The organism is Pseudomonas sp. Emmai, from assembly GCF_055179735.1.
This window is the reverse complement of sequence record NZ_CM143685.1, coordinates 859,934-874,560: the sequence shown is the minus strand read 5'-3', so window position 1 is coordinate 874,560 and position 14,627 is coordinate 859,934. Positions and strand designations below refer to the sequence as shown.

General features: G+C 60.9%; 13 protein-coding genes. 6 read left to right on the top strand and 7 right to left on the bottom strand.

All coding sequences use genetic code 11. From position 1 onward, the window contains the following. Positions 1–53: 53 nt before the first annotated feature. The 4 genes from ACY4LX_RS03875 to ACY4LX_RS03860 all read left to right on the top strand — a co-directional run bounded on the left by ACY4LX_RS03875 (position 54) and on the right by ACY4LX_RS03860 (position 3,486). Complete coding sequence (locus tag ACY4LX_RS03875; RefSeq protein ID WP_463259221.1) at positions 54–386, top strand: DMT family transporter; 333 nt, start codon at positions 54–56, stop codon at positions 384–386. 114 nt (positions 387–500) lie between these two features. Further along, positions 501–1,676, top strand: coding sequence for an NAD(P)/FAD-dependent oxidoreductase (locus tag ACY4LX_RS03870; RefSeq protein ID WP_463259220.1), 1,176 nt, complete (start codon positions 501–503; stop codon positions 1,674–1,676). Continuing rightward, complete coding sequence (locus tag ACY4LX_RS03865; RefSeq protein WP_463259219.1) at positions 1,673–2,485, top strand: aldo/keto reductase; 813 nt, start codon at positions 1,673–1,675, stop codon at positions 2,483–2,485. The genes ACY4LX_RS03870 and ACY4LX_RS03865 overlap by 4 nt, the downstream gene beginning before the upstream one ends. Positions 2,486–2,517: 32 nt before the next feature. Then, complete coding sequence (locus ACY4LX_RS03860) at positions 2,518–3,486, top strand: metal ABC transporter ATPase (protein ID WP_463259218.1); 969 nt, start codon at positions 2,518–2,520, stop codon at positions 3,484–3,486. 117 nt (positions 3,487–3,603) lie between these two features. On the opposite strand, the gene hldE is transcribed toward ACY4LX_RS03860, so the two are convergent. The 4 genes from hldE to msbA all read right to left on the bottom strand — a co-directional run bounded on the left by hldE (position 3,604) and on the right by msbA (position 8,423). After that, positions 3,604–5,025 carry a bifunctional D-glycero-beta-D-manno-heptose-7-phosphate kinase/D-glycero-beta-D-manno-heptose 1-phosphate adenylyltransferase HldE gene (gene hldE / locus ACY4LX_RS03855; protein WP_463259217.1) on the bottom strand — a complete coding sequence of 474 codons (1,422 nt, stop codon included), beginning with the start codon at positions 5,023–5,025 and terminating at the stop codon, positions 3,604–3,606. Positions 5,026–5,127: 102 nt separating this feature from the next. Beyond that, complete coding sequence (gene cysC, locus ACY4LX_RS03850; RefSeq protein ID WP_149659243.1) at positions 5,128–5,739, bottom strand: adenylyl-sulfate kinase; 612 nt, start codon at positions 5,737–5,739, stop codon at positions 5,128–5,130. After that, on the bottom strand, positions 5,732–6,436 hold the full coding sequence (locus ACY4LX_RS03845; protein ID WP_463259216.1) for a sulfotransferase family 2 domain-containing protein: 705 nt from the start codon (positions 6,434–6,436) through the stop codon (positions 5,732–5,734). Before ACY4LX_RS03845 ends, cysC begins: the two co-directional genes overlap by 8 nt. 184 nt (positions 6,437–6,620) lie before the next feature. Continuing rightward, complete coding sequence (gene msbA, locus ACY4LX_RS03840; RefSeq protein ID WP_463259215.1) at positions 6,621–8,423, bottom strand: lipid A export permease/ATP-binding protein MsbA; 1,803 nt, start codon at positions 8,421–8,423, stop codon at positions 6,621–6,623. A 156-nt stretch (positions 8,424–8,579) separates the two neighbouring features. On the opposite strand from msbA, the gene ACY4LX_RS03835 reads away from it, so the two are divergent. Both ACY4LX_RS03835 and ACY4LX_RS03830 read left to right on the top strand, forming a co-directional pair. Further along, positions 8,580–10,445, top strand: a complete 1,866-nt coding sequence (locus ACY4LX_RS03835) for an O-antigen ligase family protein (RefSeq protein ID WP_463259214.1) — start codon at positions 8,580–8,582, stop codon at positions 10,443–10,445. Then, positions 10,445–11,659, top strand: a complete 1,215-nt coding sequence (locus ACY4LX_RS03830; RefSeq protein WP_463259213.1) for an acyltransferase family protein — start codon at positions 10,445–10,447, stop codon at positions 11,657–11,659. The genes ACY4LX_RS03835 and ACY4LX_RS03830 overlap by 1 nt, the downstream gene beginning before the upstream one ends. Positions 11,660–11,684: 25 nt before the next feature. On the opposite strand, the gene ACY4LX_RS03825 is transcribed toward ACY4LX_RS03830, so the two are convergent. From ACY4LX_RS03825 to ACY4LX_RS03815, 3 genes are read right to left on the bottom strand one after another with little or no spacing between them, the layout of a single operon-like run. Then, positions 11,685–12,569 (bottom strand): glycosyltransferase, encoded by an 885-nt coding sequence (locus tag ACY4LX_RS03825; RefSeq protein WP_463259212.1) that lies wholly within the window; start codon positions 12,567–12,569, stop codon positions 11,685–11,687. Beyond that, complete coding sequence (locus ACY4LX_RS03820) at positions 12,566–13,720, bottom strand: glycosyltransferase family 4 protein (protein ID WP_463259211.1); 1,155 nt, start codon at positions 13,718–13,720, stop codon at positions 12,566–12,568. Before ACY4LX_RS03820 ends, ACY4LX_RS03825 begins: the two co-directional genes overlap by 4 nt. Continuing rightward, the gene (locus ACY4LX_RS03815; RefSeq protein WP_149659236.1) at positions 13,683–14,603 is read right to left on the bottom strand and encodes a DUF6625 family protein; all 921 of its coding nucleotides are present in this window, start codon (positions 14,601–14,603) and stop codon (positions 13,683–13,685) included. Before ACY4LX_RS03815 ends, ACY4LX_RS03820 begins: the two co-directional genes overlap by 38 nt. Positions 14,604–14,627: the final 24 nt, after the last annotated feature.

The following is a 14,627-nucleotide window of genomic DNA, read 5'->3' as shown; positions in this document are numbered from 1 at the left end:
GAATCTCTAGAATGCCGACCTCAGAGAGCAACACTTCATTCGAGGATTACCCCATGACCGCCTACTACTACCTGGCCATTGCCATCTGCGCCGAAGTGATCGCCACTGTTTCGATGAAAGCGGTCAAAGGCTTCAGCACACCCCTGCCGCTGATCCTAGTGATCGTCGGCTACGGCATCGCCTTCTGGATGCTGACCCTGGTGGTGCGCAGCGTGCCGGTGGGCGTGGCGTACGCGGTGTGGGCCGGCATGGGGATTGTGATGGTCAGCGTGGCGGCGCTGTTTATCTATGGCCAGAAACTGGATGTGCCGGCGATATTGGGGATGGGACTGATTGTGTTGGGTGTCGTCGTGATCCAGCTCTTTTCCAAAACCGCCGGGCATTAAGAGCGGCTACAAGCGACAAGCCATAAGCTGCAAGCAAGTGCGCGATGTGTTCTTGCTTGCAGCTTGCGGCTTGAAGCTTGAAACTTGCCGCTTCACTTAGCCCGAGGTTGCTGCATGCCATCCGTTATTTCCACCGACGTTCTGATTGTCGGCGCTGGTGTCGCCGGCCTCTGGCTGAATGCGCGTCTGCGCCGCCAGGGTTTTTCGACCGTGCTGGTGGAAAGCGCCAGCCTCGGTGGCGGGCAGAGCGTGAAATCCCAAGGCATCATCCACGGCGGCGCCAAGTACGCGCTGCACGGTGCGCTGACCGGCGCCTCGGAGGCCATCGCCGACATGCCACGACGCTGGCGTGAAGCGCTGGCCGGTGACGGCGAGCTGGACCTGAGCGGCGTGCGCCTGTTGTCCGAAGCTCACTACCTCTGGTCCCCCGGCACGATCGCCGGCAACCTCACCAGTTTCTTCGCCAGCAAAGCCGTGCGCGGCCGCGTCGATCAGGTCAAGGGCGATCAACTGCCGCCAGCCCTGCAAGACAAGCGCTTCAAGGGCAAGGTCTATCGCCTGGCCGAATTGGTGATCGACGTGCCGAGTCTGATCCAGCGCCTGGCCGATCTGGCGGGTGACGGTTTGCTCGCCGGGCAAACAATTGAGCCGTTGCTGGACGGTGGCATTCTGGTTGGTCTGAAGGTCGACGGACGCGAGATCCGCGCCCAGCGCATCGTCCTCAGCGCCGGCGGTGGCACGGCCGCGTTGCTCGAAGCGTTGGGGCTGACTCAACCCGCCATGCAGCGTCGACCGTTGCACATGATCATCGCCAAGGGCCCGAGCCTCAAACCGCTGTACGCCCATTGCCTGGGCGGCGGCACCAAGCCGCGCATCACCGTGACCACTCACCCGGCCGCCGATGGTCAGTGGGTCTGGTACATGGGCGGCGACATCGCCGAAGCCGAAGGCGTGGCCCGCGAACCCGCCGAGCAAATCGCCACCGCGCAAAAAGAACTTGGGCAATTGCTGCCGTGGATCGACCTCAGCACGGTGCAATGGGCAACCTTGCGCGTGGACCGCGCCGAGCCGCTGCAAACCGGCCTGAGCCGCCCGGACAATGCGTTCCTGGCCGAACAGGGGCGGTTGCTGGTCGGCTGGCCGACCAAACTGGCACTGGCGCCGGACTTCGCCGACCGCGTCATCGCCAGCCTCGCCCGGGACGGCATTCAACCCGGCCCTGTCGCGCCGTTGCCTGAACTGCCGAAACCACCGATGGGCGTCCCTGCCTGGGAGCAACTGCTGCCATGAGCGTACAAACCCTGCACGACTTGCATCGCCCGCTGGGCAGCACCGGCCTGCTGGTTTCGCCCCTGGGCCTGGGCACCGTGAAACTCGGTCGCGACCAAGGCGTGAAATATCCCAACGGTTTCCAGATCCCGGACGATGACGAAGCGCGCATGTTGCTCAAACTCGCCCGGGACATGGGCATCAACCTGATCGACACCGCCCCGGCCTATGGCCGCAGCGAAGAACGCCTCGGCCCATTGCTGCGCGGTCAGCGTCAGGACTGGGTGATCGTGAGCAAGGTCGGCGAAGAGTTTGTCGATGGCCAGTCGAGCCACGACTTCAGCGCCGCCCACACACGCCTGTCGTTGGAGCGCAGCCTGCAACGTCTGGAAACGGATTTTATCGACCTGGTGCTGGTGCACTCCGACGGCAACGACCTTAGGATCCTCAACGACTGCGAGGTCTATGCCACCCTGGCCGAGCTGAAGAACGAGGGCAAGATTCGCGGCTTCGGCTTTTCCGGCAAAACCGTCGAAGGCGGTTTGAAGGCTCTGGAACAAGGTGATTGCGCTATGGTCACCTACAATCTGAACGAACAAAACGAAAAAGCCGTGATTGACTATGCTGCTGCCCATGGCAAAGCGATCCTGGTCAAGAAGGCCCTCGCCAGCGGTCATGTGTGCCTGAGCCCCGGCGTAGACCCGGTGCGTGCCAGCTTCGAGTTGTTGTTCCAACATCCGGGTGTTGCCAGTGCTATTGTCGGGACCATCAATCCGCTGCACCTCGCCCACAACGTCGCGACCGTTGCCCAGGTCCTTCGTAGTCACTGACGCCGCCCACGCGGCCTTAAGCAGGAGCCGACATGCCGCGTACGCTCATTAGAAAGAACCCGAGCAACTTCAAGACCCTGCCGTTGTACGTCGAAGCGACTCCCGAAGGCTTGAGTTACCAGAGCGTCGGGATGCCGCTCAATTTCTCCCAGACCCTGCAACGTCGCCGCCCGGTGGCCGTGGCCGACACCGAGCGCTTTGCCCTGGAACTGGCCAATCTCGGGGTCTCCGTGCGCCTGACCCTGCATTGGCAGAATCGCGATTACTGGGTGCTGGTGCGCCAGCGTCGGCAAGACCGTGGCGACGTGGTGCTTAAGCTGATTTCCGGTTACGTGCCGGCCCACGAGCTGAACCTGCCGCTGCACACGGCGATCCAGGAGATTGCCGAAGAGTGCCTGCTGGAAACCCCGGAAGGCTGGTTGACCGGGCGTTTCAATGACACCTGGCTACCTGCGCCCTACTCGTCCGCCCTGCATTATCGCGAAGCCCTGCCGTTTCGCCTGACGCCGCTGTCCGGCGCGGCGCGACCGGTGCGTTGCGCCAATATGCAGTTGATCGAACGGCCTCGGGCTTACGTGCATTTGCCAACCGCTTCGTTGCAACTGATCTACGACTTGCGCCTGGACGTGCCCAAGGAAGCCAAATCCCTGAGCCTGTTTCATGTCGACGAGCGCCTGGAGGGCGATCAACTGGTGGCGCGGCTGGACCGCAAGCGTCCAGACTTGTACTTGATGCCCCTGGAGGATGGCCAGCCGATGGCTGAGCTCTACACGCTGAAAAAGGATCAGCTGTACCCGGCGAGTACGCGTGGGTTGTACCTGGCGGAGAGCTTTGCCCAGCAGGAAGGCTGGCTGGTATGCGATGAGCGGATTCGCTGGAAGGATTGGGTGCGCCAGCAAGGGCTGGCACCACCGGGGAAAGATTCGGGGTTGGCGCGGTTGCGGGGGAAGGCGAAGCAACTGCTGAAGAAAATCGTGCCGCGCAAGAAAGTCGGCTCTTGATTGATCGTTCCCACGCTCCGCGTGGGAATGCAGCCCGGGACGCTCCGCGTCCCAACAGCGGACGCAGAGCGTCCATTGAGGCATTCCCACGCAGAGCGTGGGAACGATCAACCGCAGTCAGTTATTGCGGATCTTCTCGACAATCGCCGTGGTCGAGCTGTTTTCCACCAGCCCCAACACTTTCACCGTGCCGCCGTAAGCGCTGACGATGTCTGCGCCGACCACTTGGTCGATCCCGTAATCCCCGCCCTTGACCAACACGTCCGGCTTGACCTCGCGCAGCAGGTTTTCCGGGGTGCCTTCAGGGAAGCTGATGACCCAATCCACTGCGCCCAGACCGGCCAGTACCGCCATGCGCCGGTCAACGCTATTGATCGGGCGACCCGGCCCTTTCAAGCGGCTTACCGAGGCATCGTCGTTGACTGCGACGATCAGACGATCGCCCTGGGCCCGCGCCTGCTCAAGGTAGGTCACGTGGCCGGCATGCAGAATGTCGAAGCAGCCGTTGGTGAAGACGATCTTCTCGTTATGCGCACGGGCATCGTCGACCGCCAGCAGCAATTGCTCAAGACCGAGCACACCGCGCTCGGAACCTTCTTCACGCTGGATGGCGCGGCGCAGTTCCGGTGCGCTGATGCACGCCGTACCGAGCTTGCCCACCACAATGCCCGCCGCCAGGTTGGCCAGGGCCACCGCGTGGGGCAGTTCTTCGCCAGCGGCAATCGCCGCCGCCAGGGTGGAAATCACCGTGTCGCCGGCGCCGGTCACGTCGAACACTTCACGGGCGCGGGCCGGCAGGTGCAGCGCCGGATGATCCGGGCGCAACAAGGTCATGCCGTGTTCGCCACGGGTCACCAGCAAGGCGCCGAGGTCGAGGTCGTGCATCAGGGCCGCGCCCTTGCTCACCAGTTCGTGCTCATCGGCGCAACCGCCGACGATGGCTTCGAATTCGCTGAGGTTCGGGGTGATCAGGCTCGCACCGCGGTAGATCGAGAAATCCTTGCCCTTGGGATCGGCCAGCACCGGAATGCCACGGGCACGGGCGGCCTGGATCAACACCTGATGGTTTTTCAGCGCGCCTTTGCCGTAGTCGGACAGCACCAGCACCTTGATGCCTTCGAGCAGTTCTTCAACCTGTTCGCCCAGCGCCAGGGCGTCGGTGGCGAACGGTTCTTCGAAGTCGATCCGCAGCAGTTGCTGGTGACGGCTCATGACCCGCAGCTTGACGATGGTCGGCTGGTGCGCGATGCGCTGGAACAACGCCCGCACGCCAGCGCCCTTGAGGCTGTTGGCCAGGCTGTCGGCGGCTTCGTCGTCGCCGGTCACGCCGACCAGCGAGGCCGGGGCGCCGAGGGCGGCAATGTTAAGGGCAACGTTGGCGGCACCGCCCGGGCGGTCCTCGATTTGCTCGACCTTGACCACCGGCACCGGCGCCTCAGGGGAAATCCGTGAGGTACCACCATGCCAGTAACGGTCGAGCATGACATCGCCGACCACCAAGACAGGGGCTTGATCGAATCGCGGCATGGACAACTTCATGGAGCAACCCACATACAAAATGAACAGGGGCGCGATATTACCACAGGGTTGGCACAGGCTTGCGCGACGGCTGCAACAGGATGAATTGACAGGTTTTTTTGATCATTTATTGAGCAAAAAACTCGATAGCCGAGCGCAGGCGTCTTCCAGCGCCAGGCGCTGCGTGTCGATCTCGCACTCTGCGCTCAGCGGTGGCTCATACGGGCTGTCGATGCCGGTGAAGTCCTTGATCCGGCCTTGCAGGGCGGCCTGATACAAACCCTTGGGGTCGCGTTGCGCGCAGACCGCGAAGGACGTGCTCACGTAGACCTCGATGAAGTCATCTTCGGCGAACAGCTGCCGCGCCGCCTCACGCTCGGCGCGAAACGGCGAGATCGCCGCCACGATCACAATCAGCCCGGCATCGACCATCAGCCGCGCCACCTCGGCCATACGCCGGATGTTTTCCCGGCGACAATCAGCCCCCATCCCCAGGTCGCTGCACAGGCCGCCGCGCAGGTTGTCGCCATCGAGGATAAAGGTGTGCAGGCCACGTTGATTGAGTTGCAGCTCCAGGGCATTGGCCAGCGTCGACTTGCCCGCCCCGGACAACCCGGTCAACCAGAGGCAACGCGGACGCTGGGACTTGAGCGCGGCCCGGGCCTGGCTCGACAGCGCCAATCCATAGGGGCGAATCCCAGGCATGGGTGCTGACATCGACGGGGCCTCATTCATAGCCGAGCATCTCGTAATCGCGCTGATAAACCCGGCGCACCAGGCGCCGGGTCCGCACCGAACAGAAGTCACGGGCCAGCCTGGGCTGACGCTGCTGCGAACTGTTGATATGGGGCAGCGCCACCGGATGCTTCAACTGCTCGCAAACCAGCGCAAAATCCCGCGCCAGATGTTCTTGATAGCCGATAAAGTCCAAGGCCAGATGCCCCAGGGAATCGGTGAGAAAATCCGTTTGCGCGGCAAAATGCAGTTGTCGGCCAATCGTCTCCGGATGCAGCCAACGCGCCACGAAGTCATCGAAGTCGCGGTACTGATTGACCAGTTTCTGCGCAGCGTGATCGCGCCGACCCAGCTCATTGCCGCGCAGAAATGCGTAAGCCGAGTAGGCCCTTTCCAGCGGATGGCGAACGAAGGCGAACTTGAAACTGGCGGCAAACGCCTCGGGAAATTGCTCTTCGTACCAGTACAACGGCAAATGCCCGGGGCTCCAGTCGTCGAATAGCGCGGCACATACACTGCTTCCGGCACATTTAGGGACGTGAATGAACAGGCAGGCGTGCCGGGCGAAGGACGGGGGGAATTGCAGATTGGCTGACATCGACTTGTTCACAACCTGGCGATCGACGACCGACAGGCGCCCCAGCAGGAAGGCCCGCTGCTGCTTGGGCAACAGTTTCCAGAGATAGCGTTGCAACATGACAGTACCCGCGCGACGGGGATGACCCCCTCGATGAAAGTCAGAAGTTCGTTCAGGAACCTTAACAAGCGCGGTGCAGAGATTTATTCAGGTTTGGTCAAGACGGGTAAGCATGCCGATACAAATCACCGCAAGCCTTGCACTTGCGGTGAGCGAGGGTGAGACACGCTCACCCTCGCGCAGGTCAGGCGATGTCTTCTGCCGGGGCGTCGAGGCCCATGGCGTTCAAGCGGGCATAGTAGCCGTTCTGTGCAAGCAACTCGGCATGGGTGCCGCGCTCGACGATCCGACCCTGGTCCATGACCAGAATCAGGTCAGCCTTCTCGATGGTCGACAGACGGTGAGCGATCACCAGGGTGGTCCGGCCTTTCATGACCTGGTCCAGTGCTGCCTGGATATGCCGCTCGGATTCGGTATCAAGGGCCGAGGTGGCTTCGTCGAGGATCAACAGCGGTGCGTTCTTGAGCAGTGCCCGGGCAATGGCCAGGCGCTGGCGCTGACCGCCGGACAGCAACACGCCGTTCTCGCCGACCTGAGTGTCCAGGCCTTCGGGCAACTGCGCGATGAAGTCCATGGCATAAGCGTCTTTCGCCGCTTTCTCGATGTCTTCACGGGGCGCGCCGGCCAGATCGCCGTAGGCGATGTTATTGGCCACGGTGTCGCTGAACAGCGTCACATGCTGGGTGACCTGGGCGATGTGCTTGCGCAGGTTCAACAGCTTGTATTGTTCGACTTCAACACCATCGATCAGGATCTCGCCCTTGTCGTGGTGATAGAAGCGCGGGATCAGGTTGGCCAGGGTCGACTTGCCGCTGCCCGAGCGCCCTACCAGCGCCACCATCTGCCCCGGTTCAACCGAGAAGCTGATGTCGTTGAGGACCTGGCGATCGGTGTCCGGGTAGGTGAAGCTCAAGTGGCGCACGTCCAGGCGACCAGTGACCGCATCGCGCTCAATGGTGCCGGTATCGATTTCCGGCTCGACATCCAGCTGTTCGAAAATGCTCTCGGCACCGGCCACGCCTTTCTGGATGGTCGAGCTGACTTCGGACAACTGGCGGATCGGCTTGGGCAGCAGGCCGGCCAGGGTGATGTAGGCAATCATGTCACCGGCCGAAGCATCGCCGCGCAGGTACAGCACCAGGAACATCAGCACCGCCATGGCGCTGTAGATCACCAGTTGCAGCAGCGGCGTGTAGATCGCGCCGGTACGGGTCATGCGCAGTTGCTTGTCGGTGTTGCCCTGGCTGGCGGCCAGGAAGCGTTTCTGCTCGTAGACTTCGCCGCCAAAGCTGCGGACCACGCGATAGCCCTGGATCGTCTCCGACGACACGTGGGTCACGTCGCCCATGGCGGCCTGGATCTTCTTGCTTTGCTTGCGGAATTTCTTGCTCGCGGTGCGCACCATGACGGCGATCAGCGGCAGGATCGCGATCATCACCAGCGTCAGCTTCCAGTTCATGAACAGCAGCGAGGCGAACAGGAAGATCACCGTCATGCCTTCACGGATTACGACCTTGATCGCATCTGTGGCCGCCCCGGTGACCATGGTCACGTTGAAGGTGATACGCGAAATCAGATGACCCGAGTTATGCTTGTCGAAATACCGGTTCGGTAGCACCAGCAGGTTGTTGAACAACTGCACCCGCAGGTCATGGACCAGCCCGAGGGAAACCTTGGCCAGGAAGTAGTTGCCCAGGTAGGAACCGAAACCTTGCCACGCCGCGATCAGGATGATCAGCAACGGGACCGCCTGCAGCAGTTGCAGGTCGCGCAGGTAGGGCACGGTCGGAAACAGCACAGCCTCCGGATTGGACAGGCCATCGACGAAGTACTTGAGGATGTAGCCGAGCATTGGCTGCGTCGAGGCGAAAATCAGAAAGCCGACAATGCTGATCAGAAACAGGCTGATATACGGCCGGACATAGCCGAGCAGACGGAAGTAGATTTTCAAGCTCGATGGGCTTGCGGAGAGACTGGAGTCGGTCATATCACGCGAATGTCGATAAAAAGGACGCTGACTTTAGCACAGCTTCTTCAGGGTTCTGGCAAACGCATAAAGGCTGTTATTGTTAGGCACTGCATTCAGCATCAAATAGCCATCACCCCGAAATGGCCGATCAACTTCAGGATTGAATCTCTCAGCATGCAACTCAGCGGTTTCAACAGCACGTCCAATCGAGTTTTCGACTTCATCTGCCTGTGGATACTTCCACTGGGCTATCTTTTGCTCCTGTGCGCGCTGTTCTTTCTGCCCGGGCGCAGTCTTCACCATAAGCTGTTTTATGGCCTGTTTAGCATTCCATCGCTGATTGCCCTGTGCCTGCGACCGCGGGAACTCAAGGAATTGGTGCGTGAGCCGGTGTTTGTCGCGCTATTGCTGTTCGCTGCCTGGGCCCTGCTGAGCCTGTGTTGGGGACCGGCGGATGACGAGAGCATCCCCGCCCAGTTCAAGCCGGCGCTGCATACGCTGCTGCTGTTCGCCGGTTCCTATCTGCTGGTGCGCCATCGCAGCGAAATCATCCAGCCGCTGCTGTTCAGTGCCGCGCTGGTCGGGTTGATTGCCTCGGTCTACAACCTGTTCATGTTTGCCCATATCTATCAGCCGGGCATGCGTCTGATTGGTGGCGGTGCGTTCGACAACCCGTTGCTCAGCTCGCACATCTTCGGCTTTTTCTGCGCCTACTGGTTAAGCCTGAGCATGACCTGCAAGCGGCGGCAGATGCTCTGGCTCAGCCTTCCGGCGATGGCCATCATGTTCGCCGCGGTCATCGCTACGGGCTCCAGAACCCCACTGGTGGCCTTGACGCTGGCAGCGCTGTGGCTGAGTTTCATCTGCTGGAATCGTCGCTCGATCGTATTGCTCGCCGCCCTGATCGTCAGTGGACTCGGGGTCAGCGTGCTGTTTTCGCGGATGATCGTTGAGCGAGGCGACTCCTTCCGCCTCGAAATCTGGCAGTTGGTGCTGCAGCGAATTGCCGAGCACCCGTGGATCGGCCATGGCTACAACGCCAGCCTGTCACTCGACCCCGGCGTCGGCTACAACCTGCAAGAACCCCATAGTTTTGCCCTTGGCGTGCTCTATTACGTCGGCATTCTAGGCTTGTTGCCCTGGCTGTTCTTTCAGGGCTGGGCCCTGCTGAGCAGCTGGCGCAATCGTGTGCAGCCACTGTTTATCGTCGCTTCTACCTGGCTGATATTCGGCATCGGTGCGGGTTTGACCGAGGGCGGCGGCATCATTTCCCGTCCCAAGGAGCACTGGTTCCTGCTGTGGATCCCCCTGGCGCTGATCGCCGCACTGAGCATCAACCAACGCGCCAGGCGCCTGCTGGCCACGCCGGTCAACGGGCTGACGCCAATGGCATTCGAGCACATGACTGCCAATGCCCAGGTAATCGAAGAGGATGGCCTCGGGCCGAAAGTGCTGCGCCTGGTCGATGGCAGTTTCCTCAAGTTGTTCCGCCGTCGCCGCTGGTACACCTCGGGCAGTTTCAACCCTTATTCCGAACGTTTTGCCATCAACAGCGAGCAACTGCGGACCCTGGGCATTCCAACCCCACAGACCCTGGGCCTGTATCGCCTCGAAGACGGCAGCAGTGCCGTGCATTACTCGCCACTGCCCGGCAACACCCTGCGCCAGGTCCTGCAAGGGATCACCGCACCGGCGGTGCGTCAGGCACTGGTGGAGCGTTTTGGCAAGTTCATGGCGCAGTTGCATGAGCAAGGCGTGTACTTCCGCTCCCTGCACCTGGGCAATGTACTGGTGCTCAGCGACGGCGAGTTCGGCCTGATCGATCTGGCCGACATGCGCATCTACCCGTCGTCATTGAGCCTGTCGCTGCGTCAACGTAATTTGCGCCATATGCAACGCTACAACGAGGATCGGCGCTGGCTGTTCGAGGATCACTTCCAGGCGCTGCTCCAGGGATACGCCGCCACCGCCTCCACATCCGCCGTAGACAACCTGCACAGGCAAGTGCTGGCCGCCAGCAACACGGCCAAGGCTCATTGATGACCGAAACCAACCCCTTCATCGCGCTGGGCGCCTACCTGGTGGCCATCGTGACCGCCGCGTTACTGCTGCGCGCCGTTCCGAAAATCGCCCGGCACCTGCAGCATTCCGGCGAAAGTCGCTTTGCCAGCATCGACGGCCTGCGTGGCTATCTGGCGTTTGGGGTTTTTGTACACCACTCGATCATTACCTGGATCTTTCTGCGCACCGGCGTGATTGATTTTCCACCGAGCAACTTCTACTCGCAGCTTGGCCAGGGCAGTGTCGCGCTGTTTTTCATGATCACCGGTTTTCTGTTCTGGAGCCGACTGCTCACCCAAGGGCGCGAACATGACTGGCTGGCCTTCGCGGTCTCCCGCTTGTTTCGCCTCTACCCGCTGTACCTGCCACTGATGTTGCTGGTGTTTGTCTCCGTCTTCCATATGCAGAACTGGGAGCTGAAGGAGACCGGCTTCCGGCTCGCCGGGCAGATTCTGGCCTGGCTGACCTTCGACCGCCCGGACATCAACCAGTACCACCAGACCGGCATGCTGATTTCCAACGTCACCTGGACCCTGGGCTACGAGGTGTTTTTCTATCTGGCGCTGCCCTTGGCCGCGATGGTGTTCATCTATCGCGGTAGCTGGCTACAAGTGGTGTTGTGCCTGGTCGGCATTTACGCGCTGTACCAGGTCGTCGGCTGGGAGCATTCGCTCAAGAAGCACTTTCTGGCCAGCTTCCTCGGTGGCATCGGTGCCGCGTACTGGGTACGCCGCCCGCAACTGGTGGCCTGGAGCCAAACACGACTGGCGGGCATTATCGCGTTGCTCGCCCTCGCGATTGCCTTTACCGCTTTCAACCGGGCGTTCAGCCTGATTCCGCTGTTGCTGATGTCGGTGTTTTTCGTGATCGTGGCGTCGGGGCACACGCTATTCGGCGCCTTGAAGCCGCGCAGCATCCGCTGGCTCGGAGAAATCAGCTACAGCACTTACCTGCTGCACGGTTTCCTGCTCTGGATCATGTTGCAGCGTCTGCCACACATACTGCCCATCGATACGCGTGAAACCTGGACCTTCCTGCCGATGATGGCGCTGTGCGCGTGCCTGCTGATCATCATCAGCAGCGCGACCTTCCTGTACATCGAAAAGCCTGGCATCAACGCCGGCAAGCACGTCCTGAAGTGGTTGCGTCAGGGTCGGATGACAAAGAGCCTGAGAGAAAAGTTCGCTCGATAACATCGAGCGATCTTCCTCAGCGGATTCAGTCCTTTTCCAGCGGCGAAAAGAACAGTCGCCCCAGACCACGCCAGGTCTTCTTGTTCCAGGCCTTGAACGGGATCTGCGACAGTAGCTCCCGCGCCAGTTTGCGGTCGCGGTTGGCGGTTTTCAGGAACATCGAGCTGAGGAACTTGTAGCGCACCTCGTCGTACAGCGGATGATCGCTGAACAGCGCGTAGGACCGCAGGATGTTGTCGATCATGAAGCGGTGGTTCTTGTAGGAATTGGTGGCGTGCTTGCGATAGCGCGCCATCAGCACATTCAGGCCATCGATGAAGTAACCGGCACGGGTCACCTTCAGTTCGATCAGCAAATCCTCCAGGCGGATGTTCGGATCGAACCCGCCCACCTTGTCCAGCGCTTCACGACGGATCATCAGGGTCGGCGCCGGTGGATAGGGCTTGCGCTCCAGGAACATGTCATCGAAATCCAGACGACGGAACGGTACATCCCGGCGCTGGCGTTTCTCCGGGTACAGATTGCCGTCGGCGTCGATCAGCTCGATGTTGCCGGCGCAAATGCCGACCTCGGGCTTGCCATCCATGTACGCCACCTGCGTGGCGATGCGTTCCGGCAACATGATGTCATCGGAACCGAACGGCACGATCAGGCTGCCCTTGGAGCGGGCGATCGCGCCGTTGAGCGTGTTGGTCAGCCCCTGATTCTCCTGGACCCGAAAGTCGAAGCCATGCTGCGCCTGCAACGCCTTGATGCGCTCGACGCTGTCGTCTTTTGAACCATCATCAACCACCAGCAATTCGATGTTCGGATAGGTCTGGTTGACGACGCTGAGGATGCTTTCCTCGATGTAGGGAGCGTGGTTGTACGACGCGATAATGACCGTGACGATGGGTTGCGCGTCGTTCATTTGGGTTCCTTGCGAGCCTGTTCCAGGCCGGAGTCGATCAGGTTCAGGTATTCCTGGCGGAACACCTCGATGTCGTGTTCGGTCTGCAGATATCGGAACGCCTGCTCGCCCTTGGCCTTGAGTTCTTCATCCGACAGGGCGAGGTAGTTATCCAGCGCCGCGACCAGACTTGGCACATCTTTCGGGGTAATCGCCAGACCACCGGCGCCCTCGATCAGCGGCAGCATCGCCGGCACGTTCGAAGCGATGACCGGCAGATGCCCGCTCATCCCTTCGAGCAGCGCCAGGCCCAGGCCTTCGGCCAGGGACGGCATGGTCCAGACATCGAACGCGCGAATGTACTGCAAGGCGATTTCCTTGAAGCCCAGCAGGTGCGCCCGGCCGGTCAGGCCCAGGCGTTCGATCTCGGCCGCCAGCTTCGCTTCTTCGCGCCCGGCACCGATGATCGCCAGTTGGGTGTCGGGGTATTTGTCCTTGAGCGCGGCAAACGCTTGCAACAGATAGGTGTGACCCTTGACCGGCACCAGACGGCCCAGTGCGCCGATCAGTCGCACCGACGGATCGATGCCCAGCATCTCGCGGGCGCGCTCGCGGCTGTGCTGCAAGCCTTCGGCCTGCTCGATGTCGATGGCGTTGGTAATGGCGTAGGTGTTCTGGTCGGTAAAGCCGCAGTCGGCATCCAACAGGTACTGCTTGACCGCCGGCGAGACGCCGACGAAGCGCCAGTGACGATCCACCAGGCGCTGGGTCTGGCGGCGCCGGTAAAACCGGTCGTACTCGCCGAAACCGTGGGAGATGCCGATGCACAGCGGCACTTTCAGCCAACGGTTGAGCGTCAGCATCATGTTCACGGGTTTGAAACGGTTGCAGATCACCACGTCGAATTTTTCGGCGCGGCAAAACTTGTACAACGCCCACATCGCACGCAGGCGCATGCCCTTGAGGGATTTGTCGGAAAACTCGAAATACACCGAACGGTCGGCACGGCTCACCGCCTCGCCTGGCCCCGGCTTGCCGCGCAGGAACGCGGCAGTCACCTCATAGCGATCGCTTGGTAGCGCCTTGACGATCTGCTCTGCCAGGTCGGCAAAATCATGGGCTTTGACGTTGTAGTCAGGCTGCAGTTGCAGAACCTTTGACCGTTGACTCATAACTCTCCCCGTGGAAACCAGTCGCATCGATGACCCAGACCGGTTCGGCGGCGAGGCGCCTGACCTCGGCTGGATCGGGTGGGGTCAACCGTGACCACTCGTTGCGTTTCCAGCAAACGAAGTGGAAGTACGGAAACCGGCGATCGCCATCGCGATCGCGATCATTGCTCAAACTGCCATCGCGCCAATACCAGTGACGCGGAAAATCGTCCGTGCCGTCATGCCATTTGATGCAGCCACCCGGCGTGCTGAAGGCCTCGGTGAACTCGCTGCGGCGACGCCACGGATTGAGCTTGCCCACCAGGGTGAACAGAGGCTCGGGAAAATTCTTGCGCCAGTGGAAGATACGGCTGAAGGCCCCTTCGTCCAGCGCGTGATGCTCCTGGTCGGTAAAACGCTTCTGCCAACCCTTGATCTGCATGAACAACTCACGCTTGCGCGCGGTGTTGCGCATCAGGCACAAATGCCCCGCAACCCGCCGCTCATGGGTGGAAAACAGGTCATAACCGGCCAAGCGATCCGGGGTGAAGTAACTTCGCAGGTCACCATACACCAGATCAATATCGCCAAACGCCCAGAAATCATAGCCTTGCAGGCGGTCGACATGAATATGCCCCAACGCCGGCTTGATGTCGCACAGCTTGTAAGCGGCAGTGGGCGCAAAGTCGATCTTCAAGCGCCGCGAGACCAACGCACAATAATCACTGAAGGTCATGGCCTCGACGGTGACATTGGGTGGCAGATTTTCAGGCGTGCCGCAGTCACTGAACAGCAACCAGTCGATGTCGGCGTTACGCCTGCAACTCTCCAGAAAGAACGGCATCCAGAACGGCCATTGGCCGAAGTAAGGAATCAGAAAAAGAATACGCGGGCGCTGGTCCATTACACAAAGTCACGGCTGGTTGAT